Here is a 25,132-nt window from a genome sequence, read left to right on the forward strand (position 1 = left end):
GACCATGGACAAGATCACCGAGACCGTGGTGGCGTCGTACGACGACGTCGTGCGCACCCACGCCGGCCACGACCGTGACGGGGTCCCCGCCGCCGTCGTCGCCGAGGCGACCCGCGCCCTGCTCTTCCACCGGGTGACCACGATCGTGCCGCGCGTCATGGTGGTCGACTTCCACGCGTTCCGCGAGGCCCGCGGGCTGCCCGCCGATCCGGACGCGACCCTGGCGACCGACGCCTACCTCGAGGCGTTCGGCCCGGACGAGCTCGAGCGCTGGTTCACGACGTACCCCGTGCTGCGCACCATGCTCGACCGGGTCGCGCACAACACCGCGAGGTTCGTGGGCGAGGTGGCCGACCGGTTCGTGGCGGACCGCGAGGCCCTGGTCGCCCACGGGCTCCTCGACGCCGACGCCGGCGACGTACGACGCCTCGTGCCCTTCGACTCCGACCCCCACAAGGGCGGGACGATGGTGATGGGTCTCGACCTCGCCTCGGGCGAGCGGCTCGTGCACAAGCCCCGGAGCATGGCCGGCGAGGAGGCCCTGCGGGAGTGCGTGCGCCTCGTCGCGGAGGGCCTGCCCCACGACCTCGACGGCGTCGTGCCGCTCTCGCTGGACCGCGGCGCCTACGGCTGGCAGCAGCACGTGGCCGCCCGCGCCGCCCGCGACACCGCCGACGCCGCCGCCTACTACTGGCGCTTCGGCGCGCTGGCCGCCCTCCTGGGCGCCGTGGGCGCGACCGACCTCCACGAGGAGAACGTCGTGGCGGCGGGCGACCGACCGGTGCTGATCGACCTGGAGACGATGCTGCACGCCGAGAACGCGCTGGGCGCGCGCGACATCTCCGACGCCCTCGGCGACCGGGTCCGCCTCTCGGTCGCCGGCACCCTCCTCTTCCCGCAGCGCATGCCGAGCGGGCCCTACTCGGTCGTGCTCGGCGGCGTCGGCATCCCGTACGACCAGGAGTCGTCGCGCACGGAGTTCGTCGTCGTCGACGCGGGCACCGACGCGGTCGACATCGCCCGCCGCACCTACCGGTTCCTGCGCCGCCAGCACGTCCTGGCGCGCGCCGACGGCGTGGTCACCAGCGTGCTCGACCACTACGACGCCCTCGAGGCCGGCTTCGTCGCGGGCTACCGCCAGGTGCTCGCCCGCCGCGACGAGGTGCTCGCGGCCCTCGACGCCCGCCCCCTCACCCTGCGCCAGATCATCCGGCCCACCGGCTCGTACGCCCGGCTCCTCAGCGCCGCGACCCACCCCGACCTGCTCGCCGACCCGGCGGAGTTCGAGCGCTTCCTCGCCCGGGTGCGGCCCCCGCTCGGCCTCCGGCTGCCGCAGGTCGTCCCGTTCATCGAGCAGGTCGAGCGGGAGTCGTTGCGGGAGGGCGACATCCCCTACTTCAGCGTCGACAGCCGCGACTACCGGCTGCGCAGCGACGACGAGCTCTCCGTGCCGTTCACCGACCACACCCCCATCGACCGCGCCCGGCTCGGCCTCGCGCTGATGGACGAGGACCAGCTGCTCTTCGAGCGTCTCGTCATCGAGGACGGGATGTCGGAGATGCGCCGGCTGCGCGGCGAGTCCCCGGACCGCGACACCGCCCCGGCGCCCCTCGCCGACCTGGTCGGCGACACGCTGGACTGGCGCGGCGTCCGCGACGTCCTGCGCCGGGTCGCCGTGCGCAGCGCCGGCGTCGACGGCGAGCAGCAGGGCTGGATCACCGGGCTGCACGCCGACGTCCTGCCCACGTACGACGTCGGCTCGGCCGTCTCGCTGCACGACGCCGGCGGCATCGGGGTGTTCCTGCACCGCGCGGCCGCGGTCGCGCCGGACGCGCTCGTCGCGGCGGAGGTCGCGCGCGTCGACCGGGGCCAGGAGGCCCTCGTGCGCCGCTACCGCGAGTCGCTCCAGCAGCTGCCGTTCTCGGTCGTCTCCGGCCTGGCGTCGCTCACGTACGCCGGGGCGGGCCGCAGCCACGACCTCTCCGCGCTCGTGGCTCTGGTCAGTGACCTGGGCACCCGCGACGAGCCGGTCGACCTCGAGCGGCTCGCCGTCGACGACCTCACCCGAGGGCTGCCCGGCACGGGCCTGCTCCTCGCGAGCGACGGCGCCACGCCCCCCGACGTCCTCGGGCGCGTGCTCGACCTCACGGAGCAGACCGGCATCGACGGCCGCGCGTCGTACGACCTGGCGCACGGCACCCTGGGCGTCCAGTGGGCCCGCCACCGGATGGGCCGGCGGCTCGGCCTCGACGCCGTCGCCACGGCCGCGGCCCGCCGGGTGGTCGAGATCGCCGCGGAGCCCACGCCCCCGTCGTACCGGGGCTGGTGCTCGGGCGCCGCGGCGCTCGCCCTCGTGCTCGCCGAGACCGCACCGACCCACCAGGACGAGGGCCTCGTGCGGCGCCTCGCCGAGCGGGCCGTCGCCCCGGCCGGCGGAGGCCACGACGGTCCCGTCGACCTGAGCGTCTGCCACGGCGCCGCCGGGGTCGTGCAGGTGCTCCTCCAGGTCACCCAGCACCTCGACGCCCCGTGGGCCCTCGAGCTGGCGCAGGAGGAGTGGACCCGCAGCCTGGCCCGCGCCCGCACCGTCGGCTTCTTCACCGGCGACCGCGCCAAGACCGCCGTGCTCGGCTACTTCCACGGCTGGGCCGGCATCGCCGACACGGCGCTCCTGCTCGAGGAGGCGACCGCCGGACGCCGCGGCTGGGTCCCGGCCTCGCTCGCCCTCCCCACCTTCTCCACGGGGAGCCTGCGATGACCGTCTCCGTCATGCACGGCGCCCAGGTCGACGTCGCCGGCCTCGAGCCGCTCGCGCGGGTCGCCACCCTCGCCGAGGAGCGCGACCGGCGCCTCTGGCTGGGGCAGTCGTTCCAGCTCGACTCCCACGACGCGCTGAGCGCGCTGGCCGGCCGCGGCCACCGCGTCGAGACCGGGCTCGCCGTGGCGGTCGCGCCGCTGCGCACCCCGTTCGACGCGGCGCTGCGGGCCCGCTCGGTCGCCGCCCTCACGGGTCGGTCGATGACCGTCGCCTACGGCATCGGCACCATGAGCGCCGCGCGGTCGCTGCGCGGCGAGCCGCTGGAGCGGCCGGGCAGCTACGTCCGCGACTACGTGCGCGACGTGCGGAGCCTCCTGGACGGCGACGCCGACCAGCCGATGCTGCCCTACCCGATGGACGCCCCGCGCGTCGACGTCGGCTGCGGGGTGCTGCGCCCGCGGATGGCCCGGCTGGCCGGCCAGGTCGCCGACTTCGCGGTCACCTGGATGGTGCCGCTGCCCTACCTGGAGAGCGCGGTGCTGCCCGGCCTCGCGCGCGGCGCCGCGGAGGCCGACCGCGACCGCCCGCGGCTGGTGAGCGTGCTGCAGTGCGCCGTCGCCCGACCGGGTCGGGTGCCCCCGCGCCTCGCCGCGATCGCCTGCGGCACCCACCTCGGGCTCCCCCACTACCGCGCGATGCTCACCGACGCCGGGCTCGCCCTCGACGGTCACCGGGGCCACGACCTGCGCGCCGCGCTCGAGGCGGGGCTGTTCGCGTACGGCGCCCCGGCCGACGTCGCCGACGTGGTCGCCGCCCACCTCCGGGCCGGGGTCGACGAGGTCGTCCTCAACGTCGGGTCGGTCGCCCTCGAGCACGGCGCCGACGCGGCCGTCGTCGACCTCGCCGAGATCCTCGACGCCACCGACGCCCTCACCGACCCCGCCCACGGTGGGAGGACCACGCCCCGGCCGCTCGCGACCACCGGGGGCACCGCATGACCGCCCCGCACCTGGAGGTCCGCGGCCTGACGAAGCGCTACGGGCACCGCACCGTGCTCGACGACGTGAGCTGCTCGGTGCCGGCCGGCACGCTCGTGGGCCTCCTGGGCCCGAACGGGTCGGGCAAGACGACGCTGCTCCGGGTGCTGCTGGGCCTGGAGCGCGCGACGCGCGGGGAGGCGCTGGTGAACGGTCGTCCCCTGGCGCGGGTGGCCGACCCGGCCCGCCACGTGGGGGCGCTGCTCGACTGCACCTGGTTCCACCCCCGCCGTACCGGCCGCGACCACCTGCGCTGGATGTCCGAGGCGGCGGGCGTGCGTCGTACCCGGGTCGACGAGGTCCTGGAGCTGACCGGCCTCGCCGACCACGGCCGCGACCCCGTCGGCTCCTACTCCCTCGGCATGCGCCAGCGGCTCGGGATCGCCGGCGCCCTGCTCGGCGACCCCGACGTCCTGGTGTTCGACGAGCCGTTCAACGGGCTCGACCACGCCGCGACGCGGTGGCTCGCCGAGCTCGTCGCCGAGCGGGTCGCCGCCGGCGGCATCGTGGTGATGTCGTCGCACCAGCTCGCCGAGCTCGACCCCCTCGTCGACCGCCTGCTGGTGCTGGGCCGGGGCCGCCGGCTCTTCGACGGCCCCGTCGGCGACGTCGTCGCCGGCCTGACGTCGGAGGTGCTGGTGCACCCGTTGACGCCCGAGCGCGACCACGACGCCATCCGCCGCGCGGCCGAGACGGCCGGGCTGCTCGCCCGTCCGGACGCCGACGGCACCTGGACCTTCCCCGGCGCCACCGTCGAGACCGTCTCGACGACGCTCGCCGACGCCGCCGTCCCCGTGCGGCACATCGAGCAGCGCGGCGCCGGGCTGAGCGACGCCTACGAGCGCCTGGTGCAGGGGCAGTCGTTGCCCGGCACCCCCGTCCGCACCGGAGGAGGCACCCGATGACCGGTCTGCTGCGCGCCGAGCTCACGAAGGCGCGGTCGACCCCGCTGCTCGTCTGGACCGTGGGTCTCGCGCTCCTCCTGCCCCCGCTGCTCGCGGCGCTGCTCGGGGGCGCCATGGGTTCGCGCGAGTCGTACTGCGCCCGCAACAGCTGCGACAACGTGCTCGCACCGCCCGACGCGACCGTCGCGACGATCGGCGTGCTCGGCGACGGCATCCCCGGGGGCGCCCTCACGGTGCTCACGGCCTTCGCGGCGGCGCTCCTGCTGGTCGAGCTGCGCTACAACACGCTGAGCACCGCCTTCCTCGTGACGAGCCGCCGCACCCACGTGGCCGTGGCGAAGGTCGTGCTCCTGGTCGCGGTCGCGGTCCCGGTCGTCTTCGTGGCCACGATGGCCTCGGGCGTGGTGTTCGACCGCGTCGCGGGGCCTGCCGCCGCACGCGTCTCGCCGTTCTCCGCGGCCTCGTTCGACGTGGCCGCCCGCACCACGTCCGTGGTGGTGGCGTTCGCCCTGATGGCCTTCGGGATCGCGGCCCTCACCCGCCACATCTGGGTCACCGCGGCCGTCGTGGTGGCCTGGCCGAACTTCCTCGAGCCGCTGCTGCCGATGGTGCTCCCCGGCGGCGACGAGGTGGCGGCGTACCTGCCCTTCGCCAACGCCCGCCACTTCGTGGGCATCGAGGGCGGTCCCGTCACGTGGAGCCCGCTGGTCAGCGGCGCGTACGTCGCCCTGCTCGCCGTCGTGCTGCTGGTCGCCGGGGTGGCCCGGCTGTCGCGGGTCGACCTGCCGCGCTCGCCCTGAGGGACCCTCGACGGGGTCTTTGCCCGAGGGGCCTGCGGCCGTCCCCGGCGAGCGGTACGGTGCCGCCGGGAGCAGGCGGCGCACGAAGGGGAGCACCACGTGACGGAGCAGGACCAGGCGCGACGAGCCGCCGAGCAGGACCCGGTGGTGACCGCGCTGCGGGCGCTCGTGCGCGTGCCCAGCGTCTCCGACCGTGACCCCGCGCAGGTCGACACCGCGGTCTTCGACGAGCTGCTCGCCGAGCTCGCCCGGCAGTTCCCGCTCGTGCACGAGCGGCTCGAGGTCACCCGCATCCCGACCCACGCGCTGCTGCTGCGCTGGCGCGGCCGCACCGACGCCGACCCGGTGGTGCTGATGGCCCACCTCGACGTGGTGCCCGTCGACGGCGAGGCGCCCTGGACCCACCCGGCGTACGACGCCGTGCTCGCCGACTCCCCGGAGGGCCTCGCGGTCTGGGGCCGCGGCACGCTCGACGACAAGGGCTGCGTGGTCGGCATCTGCGCCGCGGTCGAGCGGCTGCTCGCCGCGGGCGTGACGCCCGAGCGCGACGTCTGGCTGTCGTTCGGGTGCGACGAGGAGGTCTCCGGGACCTCGGCCGTGGCCGCCGTCGACCACCTGCGCGCCGCGGGCGTGACGCCCTGGTTCGTGCTCGACGAGGGCGGCGCGATCGCGGGCAGCGCCTTCCCGGGCGTGGCGGCGCCCGTCGGCGTCGTCGGGGTCACCGAGAAGGGCACCTCGTTCTTCGAGCTGCGCGCCGAGGGCCGGGGCGGGCACGCGTCCACCCCGGCGAGGAACGGCCCGACCGCCCGCATCGCGCGGGCCGTCGTCCGCCTCGACCGCTCGTCGCTGCCGGCCTCACTGCCGGGCCCGACGGTCGAGCTGCTCCGCCGGCTCGCGCCCCACGCCCCGCTGCCGCTGCGCTCGCTGATGGCGGCCGCCTCCGGACGCCTCGCCCCGGTCGTCACCCGCGCCCTCGTCGCGGCCGGGCCCGAGCCCGCTGCCATGACCCGCACGACGCTGGCCCTCACCACGCTGAGCGGCTCCCCGGCCCACAACGTCATCGCCTCCACGGCCACCGCCGGCGTCAACGCGCGGATCATGGTGGGCGACACGGTCGCGAGCGTCACCGAGCACCTGCGGCGCACCATCCGCGACGACGGGGTCGAGGTCCGGGTCGTCGAGGCGGGCGAGCCGAGCCCGGTCTCGCCGTACGAGGACGACGCGGCGTTCGGCCTCGTCGAGCGCACGATCACGGCGGTCTTCCCCGACGCGGTCCCGTCGCCGTACGTGATGATGGCCGCCACCGACGCGCGCCACTTCACCGCGATCAGCGAGCGCGTCTACCGCTTCGCGCCCTTCCGCATGAGCAAGGCGCAGCGGGAGTCGATCCACAGCTACGACGAGCGGCTCACGGTGGCGGCGCTGCACGAGGGCGTCGACTGGTACGCGGCGCTGATCGAGGGGCTGCCGGCGTGAGCGCGCCGCCGCAGGTCCCGGGCTCGGCGGGCGACAAGGCCGTCGACGAGGCCGTCGACGCGACCCGCACCGTCGTGGTGCCCGGCCTCTGGGCCGTCGTCGGTTTCCTGGTGTTCGTCGAGATCACCAGCGGCATCCTGCAGGGCTACTACACGCCGATCTTCACCGACATCGCCGACCACCTGGGCATCGCCGAGGGCGACGTCAACTGGTTCGAGGCCGCCCAGCTGATGCTGTCGGCGCTCGCCGTGCCGCTGCTGTGCCGCCTCGGCGACCTGTGGGGCCACCGCAACGTCCTGCTCGTGTCGACGGCGATCACCGCGGCGGGCTCGTGGATCCTGGCGTTCTCGCCGGGCTTCACGACCTTCCTCGTCGGGTGGGCGCTCCAGGGCGCGTACGTCGTGTGGCTGCCCCTCGAGGTCGCGATCGTGCACCGCCGCACGGCGGGCAGCGGCCGCCAGGGCGTGCTCACCCGGCGCGCGGCGGGCTTCCTCGTGGCCGCGCTCGAGCTCGGCGTCATCGTCGGCGCGCTCACCAGCGGCGCCCTCGTCGAGGCCACCTCGATGACGACGCTGCTCACGCTGCCCGCGATCGCCGTGAGCATCTGCTTCGTCGTGATCTGGTTCGGCATCGAGCGCGCGCCGGGCGAGTCGAGCGGCACCTACGACTACGCGGGTCTCGGCCTGCTCACCGTCGTGCTCGGGCTCGTGATGGCCGGGCTCGTGCTCGTGCGGCTCGAGGGCGTGGGCTCCCCGTGGCCGTGGCTGCTCCTGCTCGCCGGGGCCGTGGCCCTCGCCGGGTTCGTGCGCTTCGAGGCGGCCCAGGCGGAGCCCCTGATCGACGTGCGCCTGTTCGCGACCGCGGGGCAGTGGCCGGTGCAGCTCACCGCGTTCCTGTTCGGCATGAGCGTGCTCGGGGCGCAGATCCCGCTGTCGACGTTCGCGCGCACCGATCCCGACGTCACCGGCTACGGGCTCGGGGCCGACGCCGGGTTCGTCTCGACGCTCGTCGGGGTCTACGTGCTCACCATGGTCGTCGGCGCGCTGCTGCTGCCGCTGGCCTCCCGGGTCTTCACGCCGCGGGGCGCGCTCGTGGCGGCGCTCCTGCTGGTCTCGCTGGGCTACGGCCTCTTCCTGCCGTTCCACGACTCGACCGCGCAGACGCTCACCAACATGGCGGTGGCCGGCGTCGGCTCCGGCATGCTCGTGGCGGCCCTGCCCGCCGCCGCGGCCGCCGCGGCTCCGCCCGACCGCACCGGCATCGCGGCCGGCATGACCAACGCGACGAAGACCGTGGGCGGCGCGATCGCCTCGGCCGTCTTCGCCATCGCGCTCGCCTCCACCGGCTCCCTCGACGAGCCCGGGCTCGGCCAGGCGCCGCTGTCGGGCTACCTCACGGTGTGGGCGGTCTGCTCGGTCAGCGCCCTCGTCGGTGCGCTGGCCCTGCTCGCCGTCCGCGCCGCAGGTCGCTCCCCCGCAGGGTCGGAGGCGCCACCAGCCGCGAGGTAATTTCGATCGCGGGGGTGAGACCCGTGACCGACCGAGACGACACACCCGACGCGCAGGACGCGCGTCGCCCACGCAGCCCGGAAGAGGCCCGCGACGAGCGCACCGGCGCCAGCGCGGCCGCCGCCCGGATCGCGAACCAGACGCAGTGGGTCGAGCTGCAGCTGCAGCGCGCCCGCGACCGCGGCGACTTCGACGACCTGGCCGGCTACGGCAAGCCGATCGCCGACCTCGGCGACCAGCACGACCCCGACTGGTGGGTGAAGCGGCTCGTCGAGCGGGAGAACATCACCGGCGTCCTGCCGCCCGCCCTCCAGCTGCGCAAGGACGACGCCGAGCTCGATGCCCACCTCGACCGCCTCGCGGTGGAGAAGGAGGTGCGGCGCGAGCTCACCGACTTCAACGAGCGCGTGCACAAGGCGCTCTACGGCAACCCCGGCGGTCCTCCGCTCATCACCCGCAAGCGCGACGTCGACGCCGAGGTCGCGGCCTGGCACGCCCGCCGCGAGGTACGACGCCGTGCCGCCGCCGAGCGCGCCGCCGCCCTCCGCACCGAGGAGCGCGAGGCCGCCGCCACCCGGCGCCGCTGGTTCCGGCGACGGGGCGACGGCGCGGCCTGACCGACCGGCCAGGGCCGCCCCGACCGACCTGGCGGGGCCTCCACCGTGAGGTGAGACACGCCGTACCGGCCGGTAGGTTCCGCTGCTAGGTTCGGCCGCATGCCCGCATCGTCACGTAGTGCCAAGGACTTCTTCGCCCCGCTCGCGGTGGGTGCGCCGGCTCCGGTACGCGAGGTTCCCGCGCGTCCGAGCCGGGCGATCCACTTCTTCGACCCGTCGAACCCGAAGATGGCCGCGAAGATCCCGGACATGGTCGGCACGGTCGACGTGCTGCTCGGCAACCTCGAGGACGCGGTCAAGGCCGACAACAAGGTCGCCGCGCGCGAGGGCCTGGTGAAGATCGCCCAGGACACGGACTTCGGTCCCACCCAGCTGTGGACCCGCATCAACTCCCTCGACAGCCCGTGGGTGCTCGACGACCTCACGACGCTGGTGCCGGCGATCGGCGACAAGCTCGACGTGATCATGGTGCCGAAGGTGCAGGGCGCCGAGGACATCCACTACGTCGACCGCCTCCTGGCCCAGCTGGAGGCCAAGGCGGGCCTGGACAGGCCGATCCTGGTGCACGCGATCCTCGAGACCGCCCGCGGCGTGGCCAACGTGGAGGAGATCTGCGGTGCCTCGCCGCGCATGCAGGGCCTCTCGTTGGGCCCGGCCGACCTGGCCGCGGACCGCCGCATGAAGACCACCCGCGTCGGCGGCGGCCACCCCGGCTACCTCGTGCGCCAGGACCCCCCGGTCGACGAGCTCGGCATCGCCCACATCGACGGGCCGCGCTCGATCTTCCAGCAGGACCTGTGGCACTACACGATCGCCCGCATGGTCGACGCGTGCGCGATGCACGGCATCTACCCCTACTACGGCCCCTTCGGCGACATCACCGACGTCGTCGCGGCCGAGGACCAGTTCCGCAACGCCTTCCTGCTCGGCTGCGTCGGCACGTGGTCGCTGCACCCCAAGCAGATCGCCATCGCGAACCGCGTCTTCTCGCCCAGCCCCGACGACATCGCGCACGCCCGCCGCGTCGTCGCCGCCATGGGCGACGGCACCGGTGCGGTGATGCTCGACGGCAAGATGGAGGACGACGCCTCCCTCAAGCAGTGCCTGGTGATGGTCGAGCTCGCCGAGCAGCTCGCCGCCATCGACCCCGAGCTGAAGAAGCAGTACGACGCCCTCGACGCCGACACGACCGGCCAGGAGGCCTGAGATGACCGCCACGTCCAGCACCTTCACCCCGCTCCGCTCCGTGCTCTACATGCCCAGCTCGAACGAGCGGGCGCTCGAGAAGGCGAAGTCGATCCCGTGCGACGGCCTGATCCTCGACCTCGAGGACGCGGTGGCCCCCGACGCCAAGGAGTCCGCCCGCGCGGCCGCCGCCGCCGCTGTCGCGTCCGGCGAGTACGGACGCCGCACCGTCACGATCCGCGTCAACGGCATCGGCACCGCGTGGCACGAGGCCGACATCGCCGCCGCCGCGCAGGCGGGGCCCGCCGCGATCGTCGTGCCCAAGGTCAGCTCGGCCGCCGAGGTGCACCAGCTGGTCGCCGCGCTCGAGCAGGCCGGCGCTCCCGAGCACACGAAGCTGTGGGCGATGGTCGAGACGCCGGTCGCGATGTTCAACGCCCTCGAGATCGCCACCGCCTCGGACCGCCTCACCACGCTCGTCATGGGCACGAACGACCTGGTCAAGGAGCTGTACGCCGAGCACGTGCCCGGCCGCCACCCCCTCCTGCCGGGCCTCGGGCTCGCCCTGCTCGCCGCGCGCGCCGCCGGCAAGGCGATCCTCGACGGGGTCTACAACGACGTGAAGAACGCCGAGGGCTACCTCGCGGAGTGCACCCAGGGCCGCGAGATGGGCTTCGACGGCAAGACGCTCATCCACCCCGGCCAGGTCGCCGGCGCCAACGAGTCGTTCGCGCCCAGCGCCCGGGCGGTCGAGGACGCCCGCGGGATGCTCGAGGCCTGGGAGGCCGGCAAGGGCTCCGGCGTCGTCACCTACCAGGGCAAGATGGTCGAGAACCTGCACGTCGAGTCCGCCGAGCGCACCCTCTCGATCCACGACGCCATCACCGCCCTCGAGGCCGACCAGGCCTGACGGCTCGCGGCGGCGCCCGTGTGGTCTGGACCACCGGGGCGCCGCCGGCCCCGTCGCGCCGCGCTTTTCCCCGTACGGCGCACCCTGCGGCCGCCGCGCGGCTCCCGGCTCGTAACGCCGTCCGCGTCCGGACGTTGGCGAGGTCAGGCCGCCCCTCCTACCGACCCTGCCGGGGCCGGCCAGGAGACGAGGCATGCCCGCTACCCCGACCGGCCCCGGTCCGCAGGACTCCGACGAGCCCTCCGGCCAGGCCCTGCAGCGCGCCCTGTTCGACATGTTCCGCGACGCCGCCGGGCGCGGGGAGGATGAGCGCGCGCCCGAGGCGGGGACGGAGGACGAGAGCCGGACGGCCGCCCTGCCCGAGGTCGCGCCCGAACCGGAGCGGGAGCCCGAGCCGGAGGAACCCACCGAGCCCGAGGTCGCGCCGCTCTCGCTCTTCGTCGACGAGCCGGCCGCCACGCCCGAGGCCGCCGAGCCCGTGATCGACCTCTACCCGGCGACCGCCACGCCCACCACGCCCGCCACCACCACGCCCGCCACCACGGCGTCCGCCGCCGAGGCGCCGCTGCGGCCCCTCACCCCCCGACCCGCTCCTGCACCCGCCCCCCAGCCGGTGAAGGCCACGACCGCGGTGAGCGCGACCGGCTCCACCGACGACCCCGCCCGCCGGGACCGCCGTCTCCTCACGGCCCTCGCCGTCGCCGTGGTGCTCACGCTCGTCGCCGGGGTCGGCAGCCTCCTCCTCACCCGTGGCGACGACGCCGACGAGCCGTCCGCGACGCCCTCACCCTCGGCCCCACCGTCGGCCGACCCGTCGGACTCCCCCGAGGCGGCGCTGCTGGCGCAGAGCCGGGCGACGTACGACGAGGTGGCCGTCGCCCTGAGCGAGACCCCCGACCTGGCGTCCCTGCCCGACGCCGTCGCCCTCGCCACCGCCGCGCTGCCCGCCGCCGACGCCCAGACGGCGGAGGCCGCGACGCTCGACCCGGCACCGAGCGAACAGGCCGTGGCCCTGCTCGCGGCGCGGCGCGCGTTCCTCGGTGCCGTCGCCGCCCTGGCCGACCTCGACACCGCCGGTCTGTCGAACTTCGGCGACCTCGCCACCGGCCTGCGCGCCTCCGCGCAGCAGCTCGACGAGGCCGAGGTGACCCAGGAGCTGGCCGCCGAGCCGGCCGGGACCCCGCTGCGGAGCACGCCCGAGCGGCTCGTGCTCGTGGCCGCCCCCACGGTCGCCGCGGACGTGGTCGCGGCGGCGCAGGCGGCCGACCACGTCGGCGACCTCGTGGCCGCGGAGGCCGGGCGCACCCTCACCGACCAGCTGACCTCGCTCCTGGAGCGCCTCACCTCGGCCGGCCTCACCGCCGACGTGCGCGGGGCCGCCGACGACGCGGGGGCACTGGCGTCGTACGCCGGGGCCGCCCGCGCGGGCTTCTCCGACGACACCGAGACGGCGGCCGCGCTCGACGCGCTGCTCGCCCTGCTCGACCCGATCGGCGGCCTGAGCCGTCTCGACGGGGAGAACCTCGACGTCTGGACGAGCAGCGGGTCCCTCCTCCGCGACGCCGCCGACGGCCTCCCCGACCCCCTCGCCGGAGCGGCGCGGGCGGCGTACGGGCACCTCGACGGTCTCGTCACCGACGCCCGCGCCACCCTCGCCGCGTGGGAGCAGGAGGTCGAGGCGGCCCGCGCCGCCGCACCGACGCCGAGCCCGACCGCCGACCCGGCCTATGCGACGTACGCCCGCGCGGTGGAGCAGGTGATCGCCCGCCACCGCACGCTGCTCGGCGGGCTGCCGACCCTCGCCGCGGACGGCCGGGCGGACTACACGCAGGGCACGCGGCTGTTCGACGCGGCCGGCGCCTTCCGCAGCCTCGGCCAGCAGGCCCGGGCCGTCAGCGTGCCCAGCGGGCTCGCGAGCGCCCACCAGACGGTGGTGGCCCTCGTCGACGCCGGGCAGTCCGCCGCCTACCAGGGCCACCTCACGTCGCTCGAGGCCGAGCAGTGCGCGGGCCGGGGCGGGTCGGCCTCCGCCTGCCGGCTGGGAGCGCAGCGCAGCTTCTCGGCGTACACCTCGGCGCTCGGATCGGCGCAGCGCACCGACGCGGTCGAGAGCGGGGTGCGGACGGCGATCGCCGCCGCCGGCACGGCGAGCGCCGCCCCCGCTCCGGACGTCACGCTCCCGCCCCGCCCCGAGGTCTGACCCCGCGGCCCTGCGACGTCAGCCCGGCTCGTCGCCCCGGCGGAACGTGTCGCCGAGCCAGGTGCGCACGGAGCCGACGACCCCGGCGGCGTCGTGCACCAGCTTGCCGATCGCGTCGCCGCCGTTGCGGAACGACTCGGAGTAGCTGCGGGCGGCGGCCTTCGCGGCGTCCGACATCGACGCCGACGCGTCGTCCTCGCGGCGCGGGTAGTCGCCGGCGAGGATCCGCGTGTACTCGCCGCTGTCGACCCACCGGCGCAGCTCGGTGGCGCGCACGACGGCGAACGGGTGGCTCTGCTGCTCGAGCATCATCAGCTTGATGAGGGAGTCGCGGAGGTCGACCGCGTCGTCGTACTCCTGGCCCTGGGCGAAGAACGACGTCGGGTCGAGGTCCTCGAGGTGGCCGCCGCTGGCGGTCTGCATGTGGGTGCGGAAGGCGCAGGCCGGGTCCTGCACGGCGAGCAGCCCGGCGCGGTCGGCGGAGAGCTCGGACTTGCGCTGCCACTCCAGCAGCGCGCCCACCAGCACGCGGAAGCCGAGGCCGCCGACCGGGACGGCGGAGAGCACGCCGGTGAGCTGGAGGAGCCGGCCGAGCAGCGTGCGGTAGAGGGCGTGGCCGCTCAGCGCGTGGCCGAGCTCGTGGGCCAGCACGAACCTCATCGCGTCGTCGTCGAGCAGGTCGACGAGACCGGAGGTGACGACGATGATCGGCTTGTTGATGCCGATCGTCATCGCGTTGACCTCCGGATTGGCGATCACGAACAGCTCGGGCAGCTCGGGGGCGTCCAGCACGCGGCCCGCCTCGGCGAGGGCGTGGTGGAGGCGGGTGAACTGCCGCTCGTCGACCCGGATCGCGGTGCCCAGGTAGAACAGGCGCACCGCCCGCTCGTTGACGAACGACGCCATCGCCTTCAGCGTCGAGTCGAAGCCCCGCAGCTTGCGCAGGGCGACGAGCGCCCCCTGGTCGGCCGGGTGCTCCCAGGCCCGCGAGCTGATCCCGTGCAGCACGGCACGCGCGCGTGCCGGTTCCTTCCCCGACGTCCCCGTCATCCGCTTCCCCCTGGAGCTCGTGCGACCCCCCTGGTCGCGCCGCTCAGGGTACGACGACGACCGGGACCGGCGAGCTCCGCAGGATCTTCGTGGCGTTGGAGCCGAGGAACACGCGCGACACCACGCCGGCCGGGGAGGAGCCGACGGCGAGCACGTCGTCGTCCGCCCAGGGCAGCGCCGTGAGCGCCTGGGTCCAGTCACGACCGGTGGCGGTGCGGCTCTCGACGGAGTCCGGCAGGCCCCCGGCGTCGCGGATCCGCTCGAGGGCGGCGGCCTGCGCCGTGCCCGCCTGGTCGACGAACGCGGCCAGCACGTCGGACTCGCCGCGCACCTCCGGCGGATACATGGTGCGGCCCTCGACGCCGAAGGTGACGACGCGCAGGGCCGCCCCGATCCGCACGCACATCATCGCCGCGCGCTCGAGCGCGGCCTCGCTCGCCTGGTCGCCGCGGAACGCGCAGGTGACCCGACCGACGCGGGCGTCCGCCGCACCCCGGAATCCGCGCGGCGCGACCGCGACCGGCAGCGGCGAGGAGTGCAGCAGGCGGTCGGCGGCCGAGCTGACCACGACCCGGCCCCAGCCGCCGTCGTCGCCCGAACCGACGGTGACGACGGACGCGTCCACGCGCTGCGCCTCCGTGAGCAGCGCCTGGGGCACCGACCGGCCGGGCACGGCGACGGCGTCGGTGACCAGGTCGGGCGCGACCTCCGCCAGCGCCGCGACCGCCTCCGCCACGGCCTGCTCGCCCAGCTCGCGCGCCCACGACGCGTGGTCGCGGTCCGGTCCGCCCGACAGCGGCGTGGGCCACGGCGCCGGTACGACGCTGACCGCGTGCAGCGCCACCCCGGCGCTGCGGGCGAGCATCGCGCCGTACGCCAGCGCGGAGCGCCCCGTGCCCCGAGTGCGCGGCGGGAAGCCGACCAGCACCGTCACGGCGCGACCCCCTCGTCGGCACCGGCGCCGTGGCTCGCGTTGAGCGTCGCGTGGCGGCGGCCCCACAGCAGGTAGAAACCGACCACGACGGCGAGCCAGACGCCGAAGATCGCCCACGTGATCGCCGCGAGCCCGGAGAGCACGTAGACGCAGACCACCACCGTGAGGATCGGGGTGACCGGGAAGAACGGCACCTTGAACGGCCGCTCGAGGTCGGGCTGCGTGCGGCGCAGCACGAGCACGCCGAGCGCCACGACGATGAACGCCCCGAGGGTGCCGATCGAGACCGTGTCCCACAGGTAGTCGCTCGGCACGAAGCCCGCGATCAGCGCCACGACGATCGCGACGACGACCGTGTTGTACGTCGGGGTGAGCGTGCGCGGGTTCACCTGCGCGAACCGCTTCGGGAGCATGCCGTCGCGGCCCATGGCGAAGAGGATGCGGGTCTGGCCGTAGAGCGTCACCAGGGTGACGGAGAAGATCGAGATGACGGCGCCCGCGGCCAGGATCGTGCCGGGGACCGCCGAGCCGGTGATGTTCTCGAGGATGACCGAGAGGCCGGCGCTCTGCTGCTCCGGCGACTCGAACTCCTCGACCGGCTGCGCCCCGACGCCGGCGAGCGCGACGAGCACGTAGATCGACACGACCACGACCAGCGCCCCCATGATCGCGCGGGGCAGCGCGCGCTGCGGGTCCTTCACCTCCTCACCGGCGGTCGAGACGGCGTCGAGCCCGATGAAGGAGAAGAAGATCGTGGCCGCCGCGGCCGAGACGCCCGCCGCCCCGGCGCCCCAGAAGTTCGAGAACCGGTCGCCCTCGAAGGCGGTGAACGCCAGCACCACGAAGAGCACGAGCACGCCCAGCTTGATGACGACCATGATCGTGTTGACCCGCGCGGACTCGCTCGCGCCGCGCACCAGGAGCAGCATGCAGAGCACCACGAGCACGACGGCGGGCAGGTTGATCAGGCCCGTCGTGCTGTCCTCGTAGGGGATCGGCGAGTAGGAGAGGCTGTCGGGCAGGGAGACGCCGAGGGTGGCGTCGGTCAGCTCGTTGAAATAGCCCGACCACCCCACGGCCACGGCGGCCGAGCTGACGCCGTACTCGAGCAGCACGCACGCCGCGATCACCATCGCGACCAGCTCGCCGAGCGAGTGGTAGGCGTAGGAGTAGGTCGAGCCGCTGACCGGGATCGCGCTCGCCAGCTCGGCGTAGCAGATCGCGGAGAGGCCGGCGGCGAGGCCCGCGACGAGGAACGCCACGACGACCGCGGGCCCGGCGTCGGGCACGGCCTCCTGCAGCACGAAGAAGATGCCGGTGCCGACGGTGGCGCCGACGCCGAACATCATCAGCTGGAACGTGCCGATGGTGCGGTCGAGCTCGGGCCCGTCGTGCGCGCCCTTCTGCCGGCCGATGGGCTTGCGACGCAGCAGCTGGGTGCCGAACGGCACCGGTGATCCGGCCATGGGTGGCTCCTCCCACACGAGTGAGCGCACGCTAGCCCCGTCACCTCCGCCGCGGGAAGCACCCCCGTGTCACGGCTGGGTTGCGGCCACGCAGGGTGCCGGCTCGGCGGGTCAGGCGTCGGGCTCCCAGCCCTCCAGGAACGCCAGCACCGTCTCCGCCGGCATCTCGCACGGGCGGAACGCCTCGCCTGTCCCGTCCGGCTGGTCCGGCGCTCCGGCTCCGCCGGTCAGGTAGACGTTCGCGCTGACGAACGCAGGTCCGCCGAGCTCCTCGGCCCACAGCTTGAGGCTGCGGCCGCCGGCGTACGACGTCGTGGTCACCGCCCAGCGCCGGCCGTCGTACCGCACCGTCGAGGCACCGGGCGGGAGCCGGGCCACGAGGTCCGCGACGGGCGTGCGGGAGGTCATGGCGCCTCCCGGCCCCGCGCCCGGGCCACGATCTTCTCGAGCTCGACGAGGTAGGCCCGGAAGGCCACGCGTCCCTCGTCGGTCAGCTCGACGACCCGGCCGCGGCGGTCCTTCTCGTTCTTCACCACCCGTACGACGCCCGCCCGCGCGAGCTGGGTGAGGTGCTTGGAGAGGGCCGAGTCGGTCGTGCCCAGGGACTCGCGCAGGAAGGCGAAGCCCACGCTCTCGGCGGGCGAGAGCAGCGAGAGGATCGCGAGCCGCGCGGGCGTGTGCAGGAACTCGTCGAGCCGCACCACCTGGGGCGGGTCGGCCGACGCCTCGAGCATCGCCCGCTCGTCGAGGTCGTCCCCCACGCTCAGGACCTCGCGATCATGCGGACGTAGCAGGGCCGCGCCACGAGCAGGATGACGGCAGCGGCCGCGAGCCCGCCGATCGTGTTCGGCACCGGCCAGTCGGCGTCGCGGGCGGGGAGCTGCACGAGCACGTACGCCGCGAAGGCCGCCAGGAGGCTGCCCGCGAAGAAGCCGAGCCAGCGCCGGTCGGCGTCGGCGGTGCGGGCCTTCACGGCGGAGCGGCCGAACGAGGCCGACCAGAGGACGACGAAGACCCCGACGAGCCAGATCATGTCGGCGTCGGTGACGATCCCCACCCCGACCGCGAGGCCGGCGAGGCTCCCCGCGATCGACCAGCTCGCCGCGCGGGCGGACGTGCGCTCCAGCTGTCGGTGCTCCTGCAGCCGGGCGGCTGCCTCCTGGTGGTCCATGTCGACTCCTCCGAGCTCGTCGCCAGTTACTGTCCTGAGAGGAAACTATCGACTAGTTGCCTTTGAGGCAACAAACGCTGCCGACCCGGTGCCTGCGAGACTCGCCCCCGTGCGTGCCGTCGTCCAGCGAACCCTCTCCGCGTCCGTCTCCGTCGCCGGCGAGGTCGTCGGGGCCACCGACGGGCCCGGACTGCTCGTCTACCTCGGCGTCACCCACGACGACGGTCCGGCCGACGTCGCGTGGATCGCCCGCAAGGTCTGGGACCTCCGCCTCCTGCGCGACGAGCGCTCCGCCTCGGAGGTCGGGGCGCCCGTGCTCGTGGTCAGCCAGTTCACGCTGTACGGCGACGCCCGCAAGGGCCGCCGACCCACCTGGCAGGCCGCGGCCCCCGGGCCCGTCAGCGAGCCGTTGTACGACGCCGTCTGCGCCGAGCTCGAGCGCCTCGGCGCCCAGGTCGCGCGCGGGACCTTCGGCGCCGACATGCAGGTCGCCTCGGTCAACGACGGCCCCGTCACCCTGGTGCTCGACTCGCCCCGCTGACCCTTGCGCCGACCCTCGAGGGCTATTCCCGAATCATCCAGGGAATTGATCCCGGATTCCTCGCCAGCCGGGCGGACGGAATTCGAGAGACCCGACCCTCAGGCAATTCTGGGCCGCTCCGCCCACCCCGCGCGGGCACCACGATCGACGCGCGTTCGTGATCCGGATCCGCGTCAGACCGCGGTCAGGGCGGCCTCGGAGGGCGTCCGCCAGTTTCTCTGACGCGGTTCTCGATCACGATTCCAGCACTTTCCCGAGAAATGGCCCGCATATCGTTCGACGCCGCTCGAACGGGCGTGCAGGAAAGTGTGCTGCACAAAGATGCAGAAACCTTCCCTGGCTGTGTGCGTCGATCACTCTTTACCTTTTCCCCACGTCGCCGAGACCCGGCGACGACCCCCGGAAACGGGCAGAGAGAGGAAGACACATGCGATCTCGGCGTCATGTGCGGTACATCGGTCTCGTCGCCGTCACGAGTGCTCTGGCACTCGGCGGCACCTCCACGGTCTTCGCGGCCTCGTCGGCCGGCGGTGAGGTCACCACCGTCGGCGGCGGCGCCGACACCCGGTCGTCGTTCAGCGCCCACGAGGTGCGCCTCATGGCGACGAGCAGCGGGCTCAGCTTCGCCGAGCAGGACCAGCTGCTCGAGCGCCAGGAGCAGTCGAACGAGGTCCTGGACGACCTCCGCTCCTCCGGGCTCGACTTCGACGGCGCCTTCCTCGACGGCGACGGCAGCCTCGTCGTGCGGGCCGAGAGCGGCTCGTCCGAGGCCCGCGCCGCCACCGCGGCCGGCGCCGAGGTGCAGGACGCGCGCTTCGGCGAGACCGACCTCGCCCACCTGCAGGGCCTGCTGGCCGCCACCGACCTCGGGGGCGTCGCCGCGCTCGAGCTCGACGTGCCCGGCGACCGCCTGGTCGTCCGCAGCTCCGACGACCTCTCGGCCGAGGTGCAGTCGCTCGTCGACCGGTACTCCTCCGCCGTCACCGTCGTCGACGCCCCCGCGAACACCACCACCGTGGGCTTCCGCGGCGGCGACGGCCTCTGGCAGGGCGGCGGCTACTGCTCCGCGGGTTTCCCCGCCCGCAACTCCGCCGGCACCCGGTTCATGATCTGGGCCGGCCACTGCAACGAGGGCGGCGGGTCGTTCACCCTCGGCAACGGCGGCCCCCGCGTGATGACGTCGGTCGCCTCGGCGTTCCGGAGCTACGACGGCCAGCCCGACCGCGACATCGGCTACACCCGGATCGACGCCGAGGACTCGCTGTCGACGAACGTGAACCCGTACGGCTCCGGTCGCAACGTCAACGCCCCCAACGGAGCCTCGCGGCCCGCCGTCGGCACCCAGCTCTGCAAGTCCGGCGCCACCACCGGCGTCACCTGCGGGCAGATCCTCAGCTACAACAACACCGTCAACTACGTCGACTCCTCCGGTCGCCAGCAGGCGTCCGTCAGCGGTCTCATGCGCTCCAGCGTGTGCACCGACCAGGGCGACTCGGGCGGCGCCTACACCGCCGGCGGCTTCGCCGTCGGGCTCACCTCGGGCGGCCCCGTCGGCCAGACCTGCACCTTCGACGGCGGCTTCCAGTCGGGCAAGTCGTCCTACGTGCAGCCGGTCACCGACGCGCTCAACTACTACGGCCTGACGTACGGCGGCTGACGCCCCCGACCGACCAGGTCACTCGTCCGACGCGGCCCGCGTCGCCGGCCCACCGCCGGCGGCGCGGGTCGTCGTACGCCACCACGGACGGCGTCACGATCGTCGCCCACCTCCCTCCACCACCACGGGGGTCCGCGTCGGGCGCCCGTCGCCGCACCGAAGGAGCCGCCATGCCCGTCACCCCGCTCCGGACCCGGCAGCACGTCCGCGACGGCCTGCTGGAGGTCCGGCTCCTGCACCCCCCGGGGGTGGCCGCGGACGTGGTGGCCGGCGCGGTGGAGGTGCTCCGCGAGCGCTTGGCGCAGGTGCCCCGCACCTGGGTGACCATCGCCCGCGGGAGCGGCTGGCCGCACGACGACCCCGAGGACCCCCGCTCCCTCTACGTCACGGCCTCCGGCGACATGGCCGCACTGGGGGAGCTGGCCCGGCGGGCCGTCTCGTTCCCCTACGCGGGTGGCGTCGACGTGTCCGTGGTCGAGATGCCCTGCTCCTGAGGCGCGGCGCCCCGGGGTGCGACCTCGGGCGGCTCCTCCGCGCAGACGAACGGCGCCACCAGCGGGACCGCCGTGACGCTGTGCTCGGTGTCGGACGAGGTCGACGACACCGAGGCCTCGGACCCGTCGGTGAAGTACGTGGTCGTCAGCGTGGTCGTGGTGACGACCGTGGTCACGACGGTCTCCCGCGCGCCCTCGACCACCTCGATCCCGCAGCGGACCTCCGACGGCCCCTCCGCCTCGCTCACGACGGTCTGGGAGATCGTGACCACCTCCACCACCTGCGAGGTCGTCACCAGCCGCACGTCACCGGCGCCGCCGTCGTACGACGGCATCCGCGCGTCCGACCGGCCCTGGTCCTCGTCGGTCGTGGTGCTGCTCGCCTGCTCGGTGGTGGGCGGTGACGCCTCGACGATCGTCCAGGACGGCTCGGTCGGCGAGGGCTCCCCGACGGTCCACACCTCCCACGCGGGCTCGGGCGACGCCGGGGCGGCGCCGGCCGGCAGCGGTGCTGGCGTGGGGGCGGGCGTGGGTGTCGACGGCGTCGTCTCCGGCTCGGCCGGGAGGGGGGCGCGCCGCGGCTGCTCCGACGGGGACGTCGGTGCTCCGGTCGGCGCCGCGGCCGCGTCCGGCGACGGGACCGCCGGCGTACCGCTGTCGTCACCCCCGTCGGACGGCCGTGCCCCCGTCGTCGGCGGCACGGGCGTCGGCAGCACCGGGGCTGGCGCCGCCGACCGCGGCGGCTCGGGCGCGGCCTCGCGCTGCAGGGGCGGTACGACGACGACCGCCACCGCGGTCGTGGTCGCCACGGCCGCCACCGCGACCGGGGTCGTGACCGACGACAGCGAGCCCTTGAGGCTCAGCAGGGCCCCGGTCACCCAGGTCGTCGCCGCGGCCACCGGGAGGGCTCCGCCACCGGCGGCGGAGAGCACGCCCACCGCCACGACCGGCACGAGCCACACGCCGATCCGCTCGTCCACCTCGCGCAGCTGGAGGTGCACGGAGGTGCACTCCACGCACTCCGCGAGGTGGTCGCCCACGCGGGTCGTCTGCCGTGCCGTCAGGTGGCCCCGGACGAGTCCGGGCAGCCGCGCACGGACGGACCGGCACCCGCGGCGGTCGTCGCCGACGACGGCCTGCACGTGCTGGGCGAGGTAGGCCTCCCGCAGCGCGCCGCGGGCCCGGTAGACGAGGGCGGAGACCGCGTTGGCGCTCGTGCCCGCCGTCGCGGCGACCTCGTGGGGCTTCAGGCCCTCGACGTCGACCTGCCACAACACCCGGCGCCACCGCTCGGGCAACGCGTCGAAGGCCCCGACCACCAGCTCGCGCTCGAGGCCGTCCATGTGGAAGGGGTCGAGCGGCGCCGCCTCGGTGAGCACCTCGTCGTCACCGGTGACCACGACGCGGCCGCCGAGGCGGTTCACCCGTGCGGCCTCGTGCCGGACCGCGGCGAGGAGGTAGCCCCGGAACGACTCCACCGGACCGCGGCCCGCGGACAGCTGGCGCAGCACCTGCAGGAACGCCTCGGCCGCGACGTCCTCCGCGTCGACGCGGCTGAACCGGCGTGCGAGCCCCAGCGCGGCCGGATGGTGGCGGCGGAAGAGCTCGGCGACCGCTGCGGCGTCGTGCCGGCGGGCGCGGGCGACGAGGGCGCCGTCGCCGTCCTCGTCTGGTTCCGACGTGCTCGTGGGTCCTGCTGCGTTCACCGTGGTCCGTTTCCCGAGAGACGTACGTGGCCCGTCCCTCCGACGGACCGTCGCGCGCGGTCACCCGTGGGAGTGACCACCCCGCACGTGTACCGAGTCGGACCAGGGTGCCCCATGACGCGAAAACGCCGCTCCTCGTCGTACGACGTGGCGCGCCCTCGCCGTACGACGCCCGACGGGGCCGGCGCGTGGTGCGCCGGCCCCGTCGGGTCGTGCTGGTCGTGCTGGTCGTGCGGCTGCTCAGAGCAGGTCGTACTCCTCGAGGAAGGCCTGCGCGACGCTGACCGGGTCCTCGCGGTCGACCTGCACGCGGGCGAGGTACTCCGTGAGGTTCTCCGTGGTGAGGGCCTCGGAGACGCCGTTGAGGGCGTCCTCGACGTCGTCGGTCACCTTGTCGGAGTTGATCAGCGGGATGATGTTCTCGGAGAGGTAGAGGTTCTCCGGGTCGTCGAGCACCACCCAGTCGTTGGTCGCGATCGCCGAGTCGGTGGAGAAGACGTTGGCGACGTCGATCGTGCCGTCCTGGAGCGCGGCGACGGTGAGCGGGCCACCGGCGTCGAGCGGGCGGAACTCGCCGAAGACGACGCCGTACTTGTCCTCGAGGCCGATGAGGCCCTGGTAGCGCTCGCGCCACTCCGGGCCGGCGCCCACGACGAGGTCGCCGGCGACGGGCTCGAGGTCGGCGATGGTCTCCAGGCCGTACTCGTCGGCCGTCTCCTGCGTGACGGTCAGGGTGTCCTTGTCCTCCGCGTCGGACTGCGGGAGGGTCTCGGAGCCCTCGGGCAGGACGTCCTGCAGCGCCGCCTCGACGTCCTCGGGCGACGTGACGTCCTCCGGCACGCCGTCGGGCATCAGGTAGGCGAGGAGCGCGCCGTTGTACTCGGGGAGCAGGTCGATGTCGCCGCTCTCGAAGGCCTCCATGTAGACCTCGCGCGCGCCGATGTTCGGCGTGGTCTCCACGTCGACGCCCTTGGCCTCGAGGGCCTGGGCGTAGATCTGCATGAGCAGCTCGCTCTCGGGGAAGTTCGCCGAGCCGACGACGATGGTGTCGCCGTCGCCGCCCCCGCTCGAGAACGCGTCGTCGCCGCCGTCGTCCGAGCCGCAGGCGGAGAGGACGAGGCCGGCGGCGAGGCCGGTGACGCTGAGCAGCGCGAGCGAGCGTCGGCTGCGGTGGTGGGTGTGGAACATGGGTCTACCTCTCGGGGTCAGGCACAGCGGGGGGAACGGTTCGCCGATGTGGACGAAGGCTAGCGACTAGAGCGACTTGCGGGGGGCTTTGTCCATTCCGACACCTCCAGGGGTGGGGGCGTCGTCCGCGACGTCGGGCACGTCCTCCGACGCGGTGAGGGCCGCGGGCGCGTTGCTGCCGCGGCGGGGACCGCGCGAGGCGCGGCCGTCGACGCCCGGCGAGACCACGAGGCGCTGCACGAGGCTGAACACGAGGTCGACCACCACGGCGAGCACCGCCAGCACGATCGCGCCGGCGACCACCCGCGGGTAGTCGCGCAGCGCGAGCCCGTCGAAGAGGTAGCGGCCGAGGCCGCCGAGGCCGACGTACGCCGCCAGGGTCGCCGTCGAGACCACCTGCAGGGCCGCGTTGCGCAGGCCGCCGAAGACGATGGGCCAGGCGTTGGGCAGCTCGACCTGGAAGACGATCTGCCATTCCTTCATGCCCACGCCGCGCGCCGCGTCGACCGTCGCGCCCGACACGGCGCGCATCCCGGCGTACGTCGTGGTGAGGATCGGCGGGATCGCCAGCACCACCAGCGCGACGGTCACCGGAGTGAGGCCGACACCGACGATGGCGAGCACCAGCATCACCACGCCCAGCGTGGGCAGGGCCCGACCGGCGTTGCCGAGGTTGATGGCGAGGAAGGCCCCGCGGTTCGTGTGGCCGATGAGGAGCCCCAGCGGGAAGGCGACGACGAACGCGATCACGAGCGCCGTGGCCGAGTAGCCGAGGTGCTCGATCGTGCGGTTGACGAAGCCGTCGTTGTTGCCGGGCTGCCAGTTGGTGGCGTCGAGCAGGAAGCTCAGGATGCCGTCGTTCATCGCGCGCCCCCGACCCGGGCCCACGGCGTGACCAGCCGCTGGACCAGCACGATGATGCTGTCGGCGAGCAGCGCGAGGAGCACCGAGAGCACGAGGCCGATGACGATCGGCGGCGCGTAGAAGCCGAGCTGGAAGCCGCGGGTGAAGAGCTGGCCGAGGCTCTGGATGCCGATGAGGGCCGACACGGTCACCATGCTCACGTTCGCGACCGTGGTGATGCGCAGCCCGGCCATGATCACCGGCAGGGCCAGCGGCAGCTCGACGGTGAACCAGCGACGGGCGGGCTTGTAGCCCATCGCGGTCGCGGCCTCCACGACCTGCTGGTCGACCGAGGCGAGGCCGTCGGCGGTGGTGCGCACCAGCAGCGCGAGGCTGTAGAGCGTGAGCGCGATGACGACGTTCAGCGGGTCGAGGATGCTCGTGCCGATGATCGCCGGCAGCGCCAGGAAGAGGGCGAGCGACGGGATCGTGTAGATGACGCTGCTGAGCGTCAGGATCGGGTGCTTGAGCCAGCCGTAGCGCACCACGGCCCAGCCGAGCGGCAGCGCCAGCACGAACGAGATCGCGACGGGCAGCAGCGCCAGCCAGATGTGCTGCACCAGCGACTCGAGCACCGTCTCGTGGTTGATCTCGAGGTAGGTGCGGACGTCGGAGAAGAACTCCAT

The 25,132-nt window shown here is 74.4% G+C and carries 23 protein-coding genes; 13 read left to right on the forward strand and 10 right to left on the reverse strand.

The genetic code is table 11. From position 1 onward, the window contains the following. Positions 1-4 precede the first annotated feature (4 nt). The 10 genes from K329_RS0118220 to K329_RS0118265 all read left to right on the forward strand — a co-directional run bounded on the left by K329_RS0118220 (position 5) and on the right by K329_RS0118265 (position 13,396). A complete protein-coding gene (locus K329_RS0118220; protein ID WP_028474167.1) occupies positions 5-2,758 on the forward strand; it encodes a DUF4135 domain-containing protein in 2,754 nt (917 codons plus the stop codon). Next, positions 2,755-3,756, forward strand: a complete 1,002-nt coding sequence (locus K329_RS27835; protein WP_052337087.1) for an LLM class flavin-dependent oxidoreductase — start codon at positions 2,755-2,757, stop codon at positions 3,754-3,756. The genes K329_RS0118220 and K329_RS27835 overlap by 4 nt, the downstream gene beginning before the upstream one ends. Next, on the forward strand, positions 3,753-4,700 hold the full coding sequence (locus K329_RS27840; protein ID WP_052337088.1) for an ATP-binding cassette domain-containing protein: 948 nt from the start codon (positions 3,753-3,755) through the stop codon (positions 4,698-4,700). The genes K329_RS27835 and K329_RS27840 overlap by 4 nt, the downstream gene beginning before the upstream one ends. After that, complete coding sequence (locus K329_RS29845) at positions 4,697-5,500, forward strand: hypothetical protein (protein WP_028474168.1); 804 nt, start codon at positions 4,697-4,699, stop codon at positions 5,498-5,500. Before K329_RS27840 ends, K329_RS29845 begins: the two co-directional genes overlap by 4 nt. Before the next feature lie 99 nt (positions 5,501-5,599). Then, entirely contained in the window at positions 5,600-6,976 is a 1,377-nt protein-coding gene (locus K329_RS0118240) for a M20/M25/M40 family metallo-hydrolase (RefSeq protein ID WP_052337089.1), read from the forward strand. Next, positions 6,973-8,484, forward strand: a complete 1,512-nt coding sequence (locus K329_RS27850; protein ID WP_245596598.1) for an MFS transporter — start codon at positions 6,973-6,975, stop codon at positions 8,482-8,484. The genes K329_RS0118240 and K329_RS27850 overlap by 4 nt, the downstream gene beginning before the upstream one ends. Positions 8,485-8,507: 23 nt before the next feature. After that, positions 8,508-9,101, forward strand: a complete 594-nt coding sequence (locus tag K329_RS27855) for a DnaJ family domain-containing protein (RefSeq protein ID WP_052337090.1) — start codon at positions 8,508-8,510, stop codon at positions 9,099-9,101. A 99-nt stretch (positions 9,102-9,200) separates the two neighbouring features. Further along, positions 9,201-10,307 (forward strand): HpcH/HpaI aldolase/citrate lyase family protein, encoded by a 1,107-nt coding sequence (locus tag K329_RS0118255; protein WP_028474170.1) that lies wholly within the window; start codon positions 9,201-9,203, stop codon positions 10,305-10,307. A gap of 1 nt (position 10,308) precedes the next feature. Further along, entirely contained in the window at positions 10,309-11,196 is an 888-nt protein-coding gene (locus K329_RS0118260; protein WP_028474171.1) for an HpcH/HpaI aldolase/citrate lyase family protein, read from the forward strand. Between the two features lie 193 nt (positions 11,197-11,389). Then, the gene (locus tag K329_RS0118265) at positions 11,390-13,396 is read left to right on the forward strand and encodes a hypothetical protein (protein WP_028474172.1); all 2,007 of its coding nucleotides are present in this window, start codon (positions 11,390-11,392) and stop codon (positions 13,394-13,396) included. An 18-nt stretch (positions 13,397-13,414) separates the two neighbouring features. On the opposite strand, the gene K329_RS27860 is transcribed toward K329_RS0118265, so the two are convergent. The 6 genes from K329_RS27860 to K329_RS0118295 form a co-directional block, all read right to left on the reverse strand. Beyond that, on the reverse strand, positions 13,415-14,446 hold the full coding sequence (locus K329_RS27860; RefSeq protein WP_043644168.1) for a M48 family metallopeptidase: 1,032 nt from the start codon (positions 14,444-14,446) through the stop codon (positions 13,415-13,417). Between the two features lie 43 nt (positions 14,447-14,489). Then, positions 14,490-15,380: a universal stress protein gene (locus K329_RS0118275; RefSeq protein ID WP_028474173.1), complete on the reverse strand. Its 891-nt coding sequence runs from the start codon at positions 15,378-15,380 to the stop codon at positions 14,490-14,492. Next, complete coding sequence (locus tag K329_RS27865; RefSeq protein WP_043644171.1) at positions 15,377-16,846, reverse strand: amino acid permease; 1,470 nt, start codon at positions 16,844-16,846, stop codon at positions 15,377-15,379. Before K329_RS27865 ends, K329_RS0118275 begins: the two co-directional genes overlap by 4 nt. Before the next feature lie 111 nt (positions 16,847-16,957). After that, positions 16,958-17,254 (reverse strand): hypothetical protein, encoded by a 297-nt coding sequence (locus K329_RS27870; RefSeq protein WP_043644174.1) that lies wholly within the window; start codon positions 17,252-17,254, stop codon positions 16,958-16,960. Then, positions 17,251-17,607, reverse strand: a complete 357-nt coding sequence (locus tag K329_RS0118290; RefSeq protein ID WP_211225904.1) for a transcriptional regulator — start codon at positions 17,605-17,607, stop codon at positions 17,251-17,253. Before K329_RS0118290 ends, K329_RS27870 begins: the two co-directional genes overlap by 4 nt. Positions 17,608-17,609: 2 nt before the next feature. Beyond that, on the reverse strand, positions 17,610-18,017 hold the full coding sequence (locus K329_RS0118295) for a hypothetical protein (protein WP_028474175.1): 408 nt from the start codon (positions 18,015-18,017) through the stop codon (positions 17,610-17,612). A 109-nt stretch (positions 18,018-18,126) separates the two neighbouring features. Here K329_RS0118295 and dtd point away from each other — a divergent pair, with 109 nt between their 5' ends. The 3 genes from dtd (at position 18,127) to K329_RS0118310 (ending at position 20,709) form a co-directional block, all read left to right on the forward strand. Then, positions 18,127-18,558 carry a D-aminoacyl-tRNA deacylase gene (gene dtd / locus K329_RS0118300; protein WP_028474176.1) on the forward strand — a complete coding sequence of 144 codons (432 nt, stop codon included), beginning with the start codon at positions 18,127-18,129 and terminating at the stop codon, positions 18,556-18,558. A 427-nt stretch (positions 18,559-18,985) separates the two neighbouring features. Further along, complete coding sequence (locus tag K329_RS0118305) at positions 18,986-20,215, forward strand: S1 family peptidase (protein WP_157571820.1); 1,230 nt, start codon at positions 18,986-18,988, stop codon at positions 20,213-20,215. Between the two features lie 170 nt (positions 20,216-20,385). Next, on the forward strand, positions 20,386-20,709 hold the full coding sequence (locus tag K329_RS0118310) for a hypothetical protein (protein ID WP_028474178.1): 324 nt from the start codon (positions 20,386-20,388) through the stop codon (positions 20,707-20,709). On the opposite strand, the gene K329_RS29850 is transcribed toward K329_RS0118310, so the two are convergent. The 4 genes from K329_RS29850 to K329_RS0118330 all read right to left on the reverse strand — a co-directional run bounded on the left by K329_RS29850 (position 20,661) and on the right by K329_RS0118330 (position 25,132). Continuing rightward, entirely contained in the window at positions 20,661-22,415 is a 1,755-nt protein-coding gene (locus K329_RS29850) for a sigma-70 family RNA polymerase sigma factor (protein ID WP_028474179.1), read from the reverse strand. The genes K329_RS0118310 and K329_RS29850 overlap by 49 nt on opposite strands. Before the next feature lie 240 nt (positions 22,416-22,655). Next, complete coding sequence (locus K329_RS0118320; protein ID WP_043644177.1) at positions 22,656-23,603, reverse strand: ABC transporter substrate-binding protein; 948 nt, start codon at positions 23,601-23,603, stop codon at positions 22,656-22,658. Between the two features lie 66 nt (positions 23,604-23,669). Beyond that, a complete protein-coding gene (locus K329_RS27880) occupies positions 23,670-24,467 on the reverse strand; it encodes an ABC transporter permease (protein WP_084541563.1) in 798 nt (265 codons plus the stop codon). Then, positions 24,464-25,132, reverse strand: a complete 669-nt coding sequence (locus K329_RS0118330; protein ID WP_043644180.1) for an ABC transporter permease — start codon at positions 25,130-25,132, stop codon at positions 24,464-24,466. Before K329_RS0118330 ends, K329_RS27880 begins: the two co-directional genes overlap by 4 nt.

The sequence above is a fragment of the Nocardioides alkalitolerans DSM 16699 genome, assembly GCF_000426525.1.
GTDB lineage: Bacteria > Actinomycetota > Actinomycetes > Propionibacteriales > Nocardioidaceae > Nocardioides > Nocardioides alkalitolerans.

What these genes read in the sequence shown, in the direction of transcription:
- K329_RS0118220 (WP_028474167.1), top strand. Translation starts at nt 5, where the DNA reads ATGGACAAGATCACCGAGACCGTGGTGGCGTCGTACGACGACGTCGTG.
- K329_RS27835 (WP_052337087.1), top strand. Translation starts at nt 2,755, where the DNA reads ATGACCGTCTCCGTCATGCACGGCGCCCAGGTCGACGTCGCCGGCCTC.
- K329_RS27840 (WP_052337088.1), top strand. Translation starts at nt 3,753, where the DNA reads ATGACCGCCCCGCACCTGGAGGTCCGCGGCCTGACGAAGCGCTACGGG.
- K329_RS29845 (WP_028474168.1), top strand. Translation starts at nt 4,697, where the DNA reads ATGACCGGTCTGCTGCGCGCCGAGCTCACGAAGGCGCGGTCGACCCCG.
- K329_RS0118255 (WP_028474170.1), top strand. Translation starts at nt 9,201, where the DNA reads ATGCCCGCATCGTCACGTAGTGCCAAGGACTTCTTCGCCCCGCTCGCG.
- K329_RS0118260 (WP_028474171.1), top strand. Translation starts at nt 10,309, where the DNA reads ATGACCGCCACGTCCAGCACCTTCACCCCGCTCCGCTCCGTGCTCTAC.
- K329_RS0118265 (WP_028474172.1), top strand. Translation starts at nt 11,390, where the DNA reads ATGCCCGCTACCCCGACCGGCCCCGGTCCGCAGGACTCCGACGAGCCC.
- K329_RS27860 (WP_043644168.1), bottom strand. Translation starts at nt 14,446, where the DNA reads ATGACGGGGACGTCGGGGAAGGAACCGGCACGCGCGCGTGCCGTGCTG.
- K329_RS27865 (WP_043644171.1), bottom strand. Translation starts at nt 16,846, where the DNA reads ATGGCCGGATCACCGGTGCCGTTCGGCACCCAGCTGCTGCGTCGCAAG.
- K329_RS27870 (WP_043644174.1), bottom strand. Translation starts at nt 17,254, where the DNA reads ATGACCTCCCGCACGCCCGTCGCGGACCTCGTGGCCCGGCTCCCGCCC.
- K329_RS0118295 (WP_028474175.1), bottom strand. Translation starts at nt 18,017, where the DNA reads ATGGACCACCAGGAGGCAGCCGCCCGGCTGCAGGAGCACCGACAGCTG.
- K329_RS0118305 (WP_157571820.1), top strand. Translation starts at nt 18,986, where the DNA reads ATGCGATCTCGGCGTCATGTGCGGTACATCGGTCTCGTCGCCGTCACG.
- K329_RS0118310 (WP_028474178.1), top strand. Translation starts at nt 20,386, where the DNA reads ATGCCCGTCACCCCGCTCCGGACCCGGCAGCACGTCCGCGACGGCCTG.
- K329_RS0118320 (WP_043644177.1), bottom strand. Translation starts at nt 23,603, where the DNA reads ATGTTCCACACCCACCACCGCAGCCGACGCTCGCTCGCGCTGCTCAGC.
- K329_RS27880 (WP_084541563.1), bottom strand. Translation starts at nt 24,467, where the DNA reads ATGAACGACGGCATCCTGAGCTTCCTGCTCGACGCCACCAACTGGCAG.
- K329_RS0118330 (WP_043644180.1), bottom strand. Translation starts at nt 25,132, where the DNA reads ATGGAGTTCTTCTCCGACGTCCGCACCTACCTCGAGATCAACCACGAG.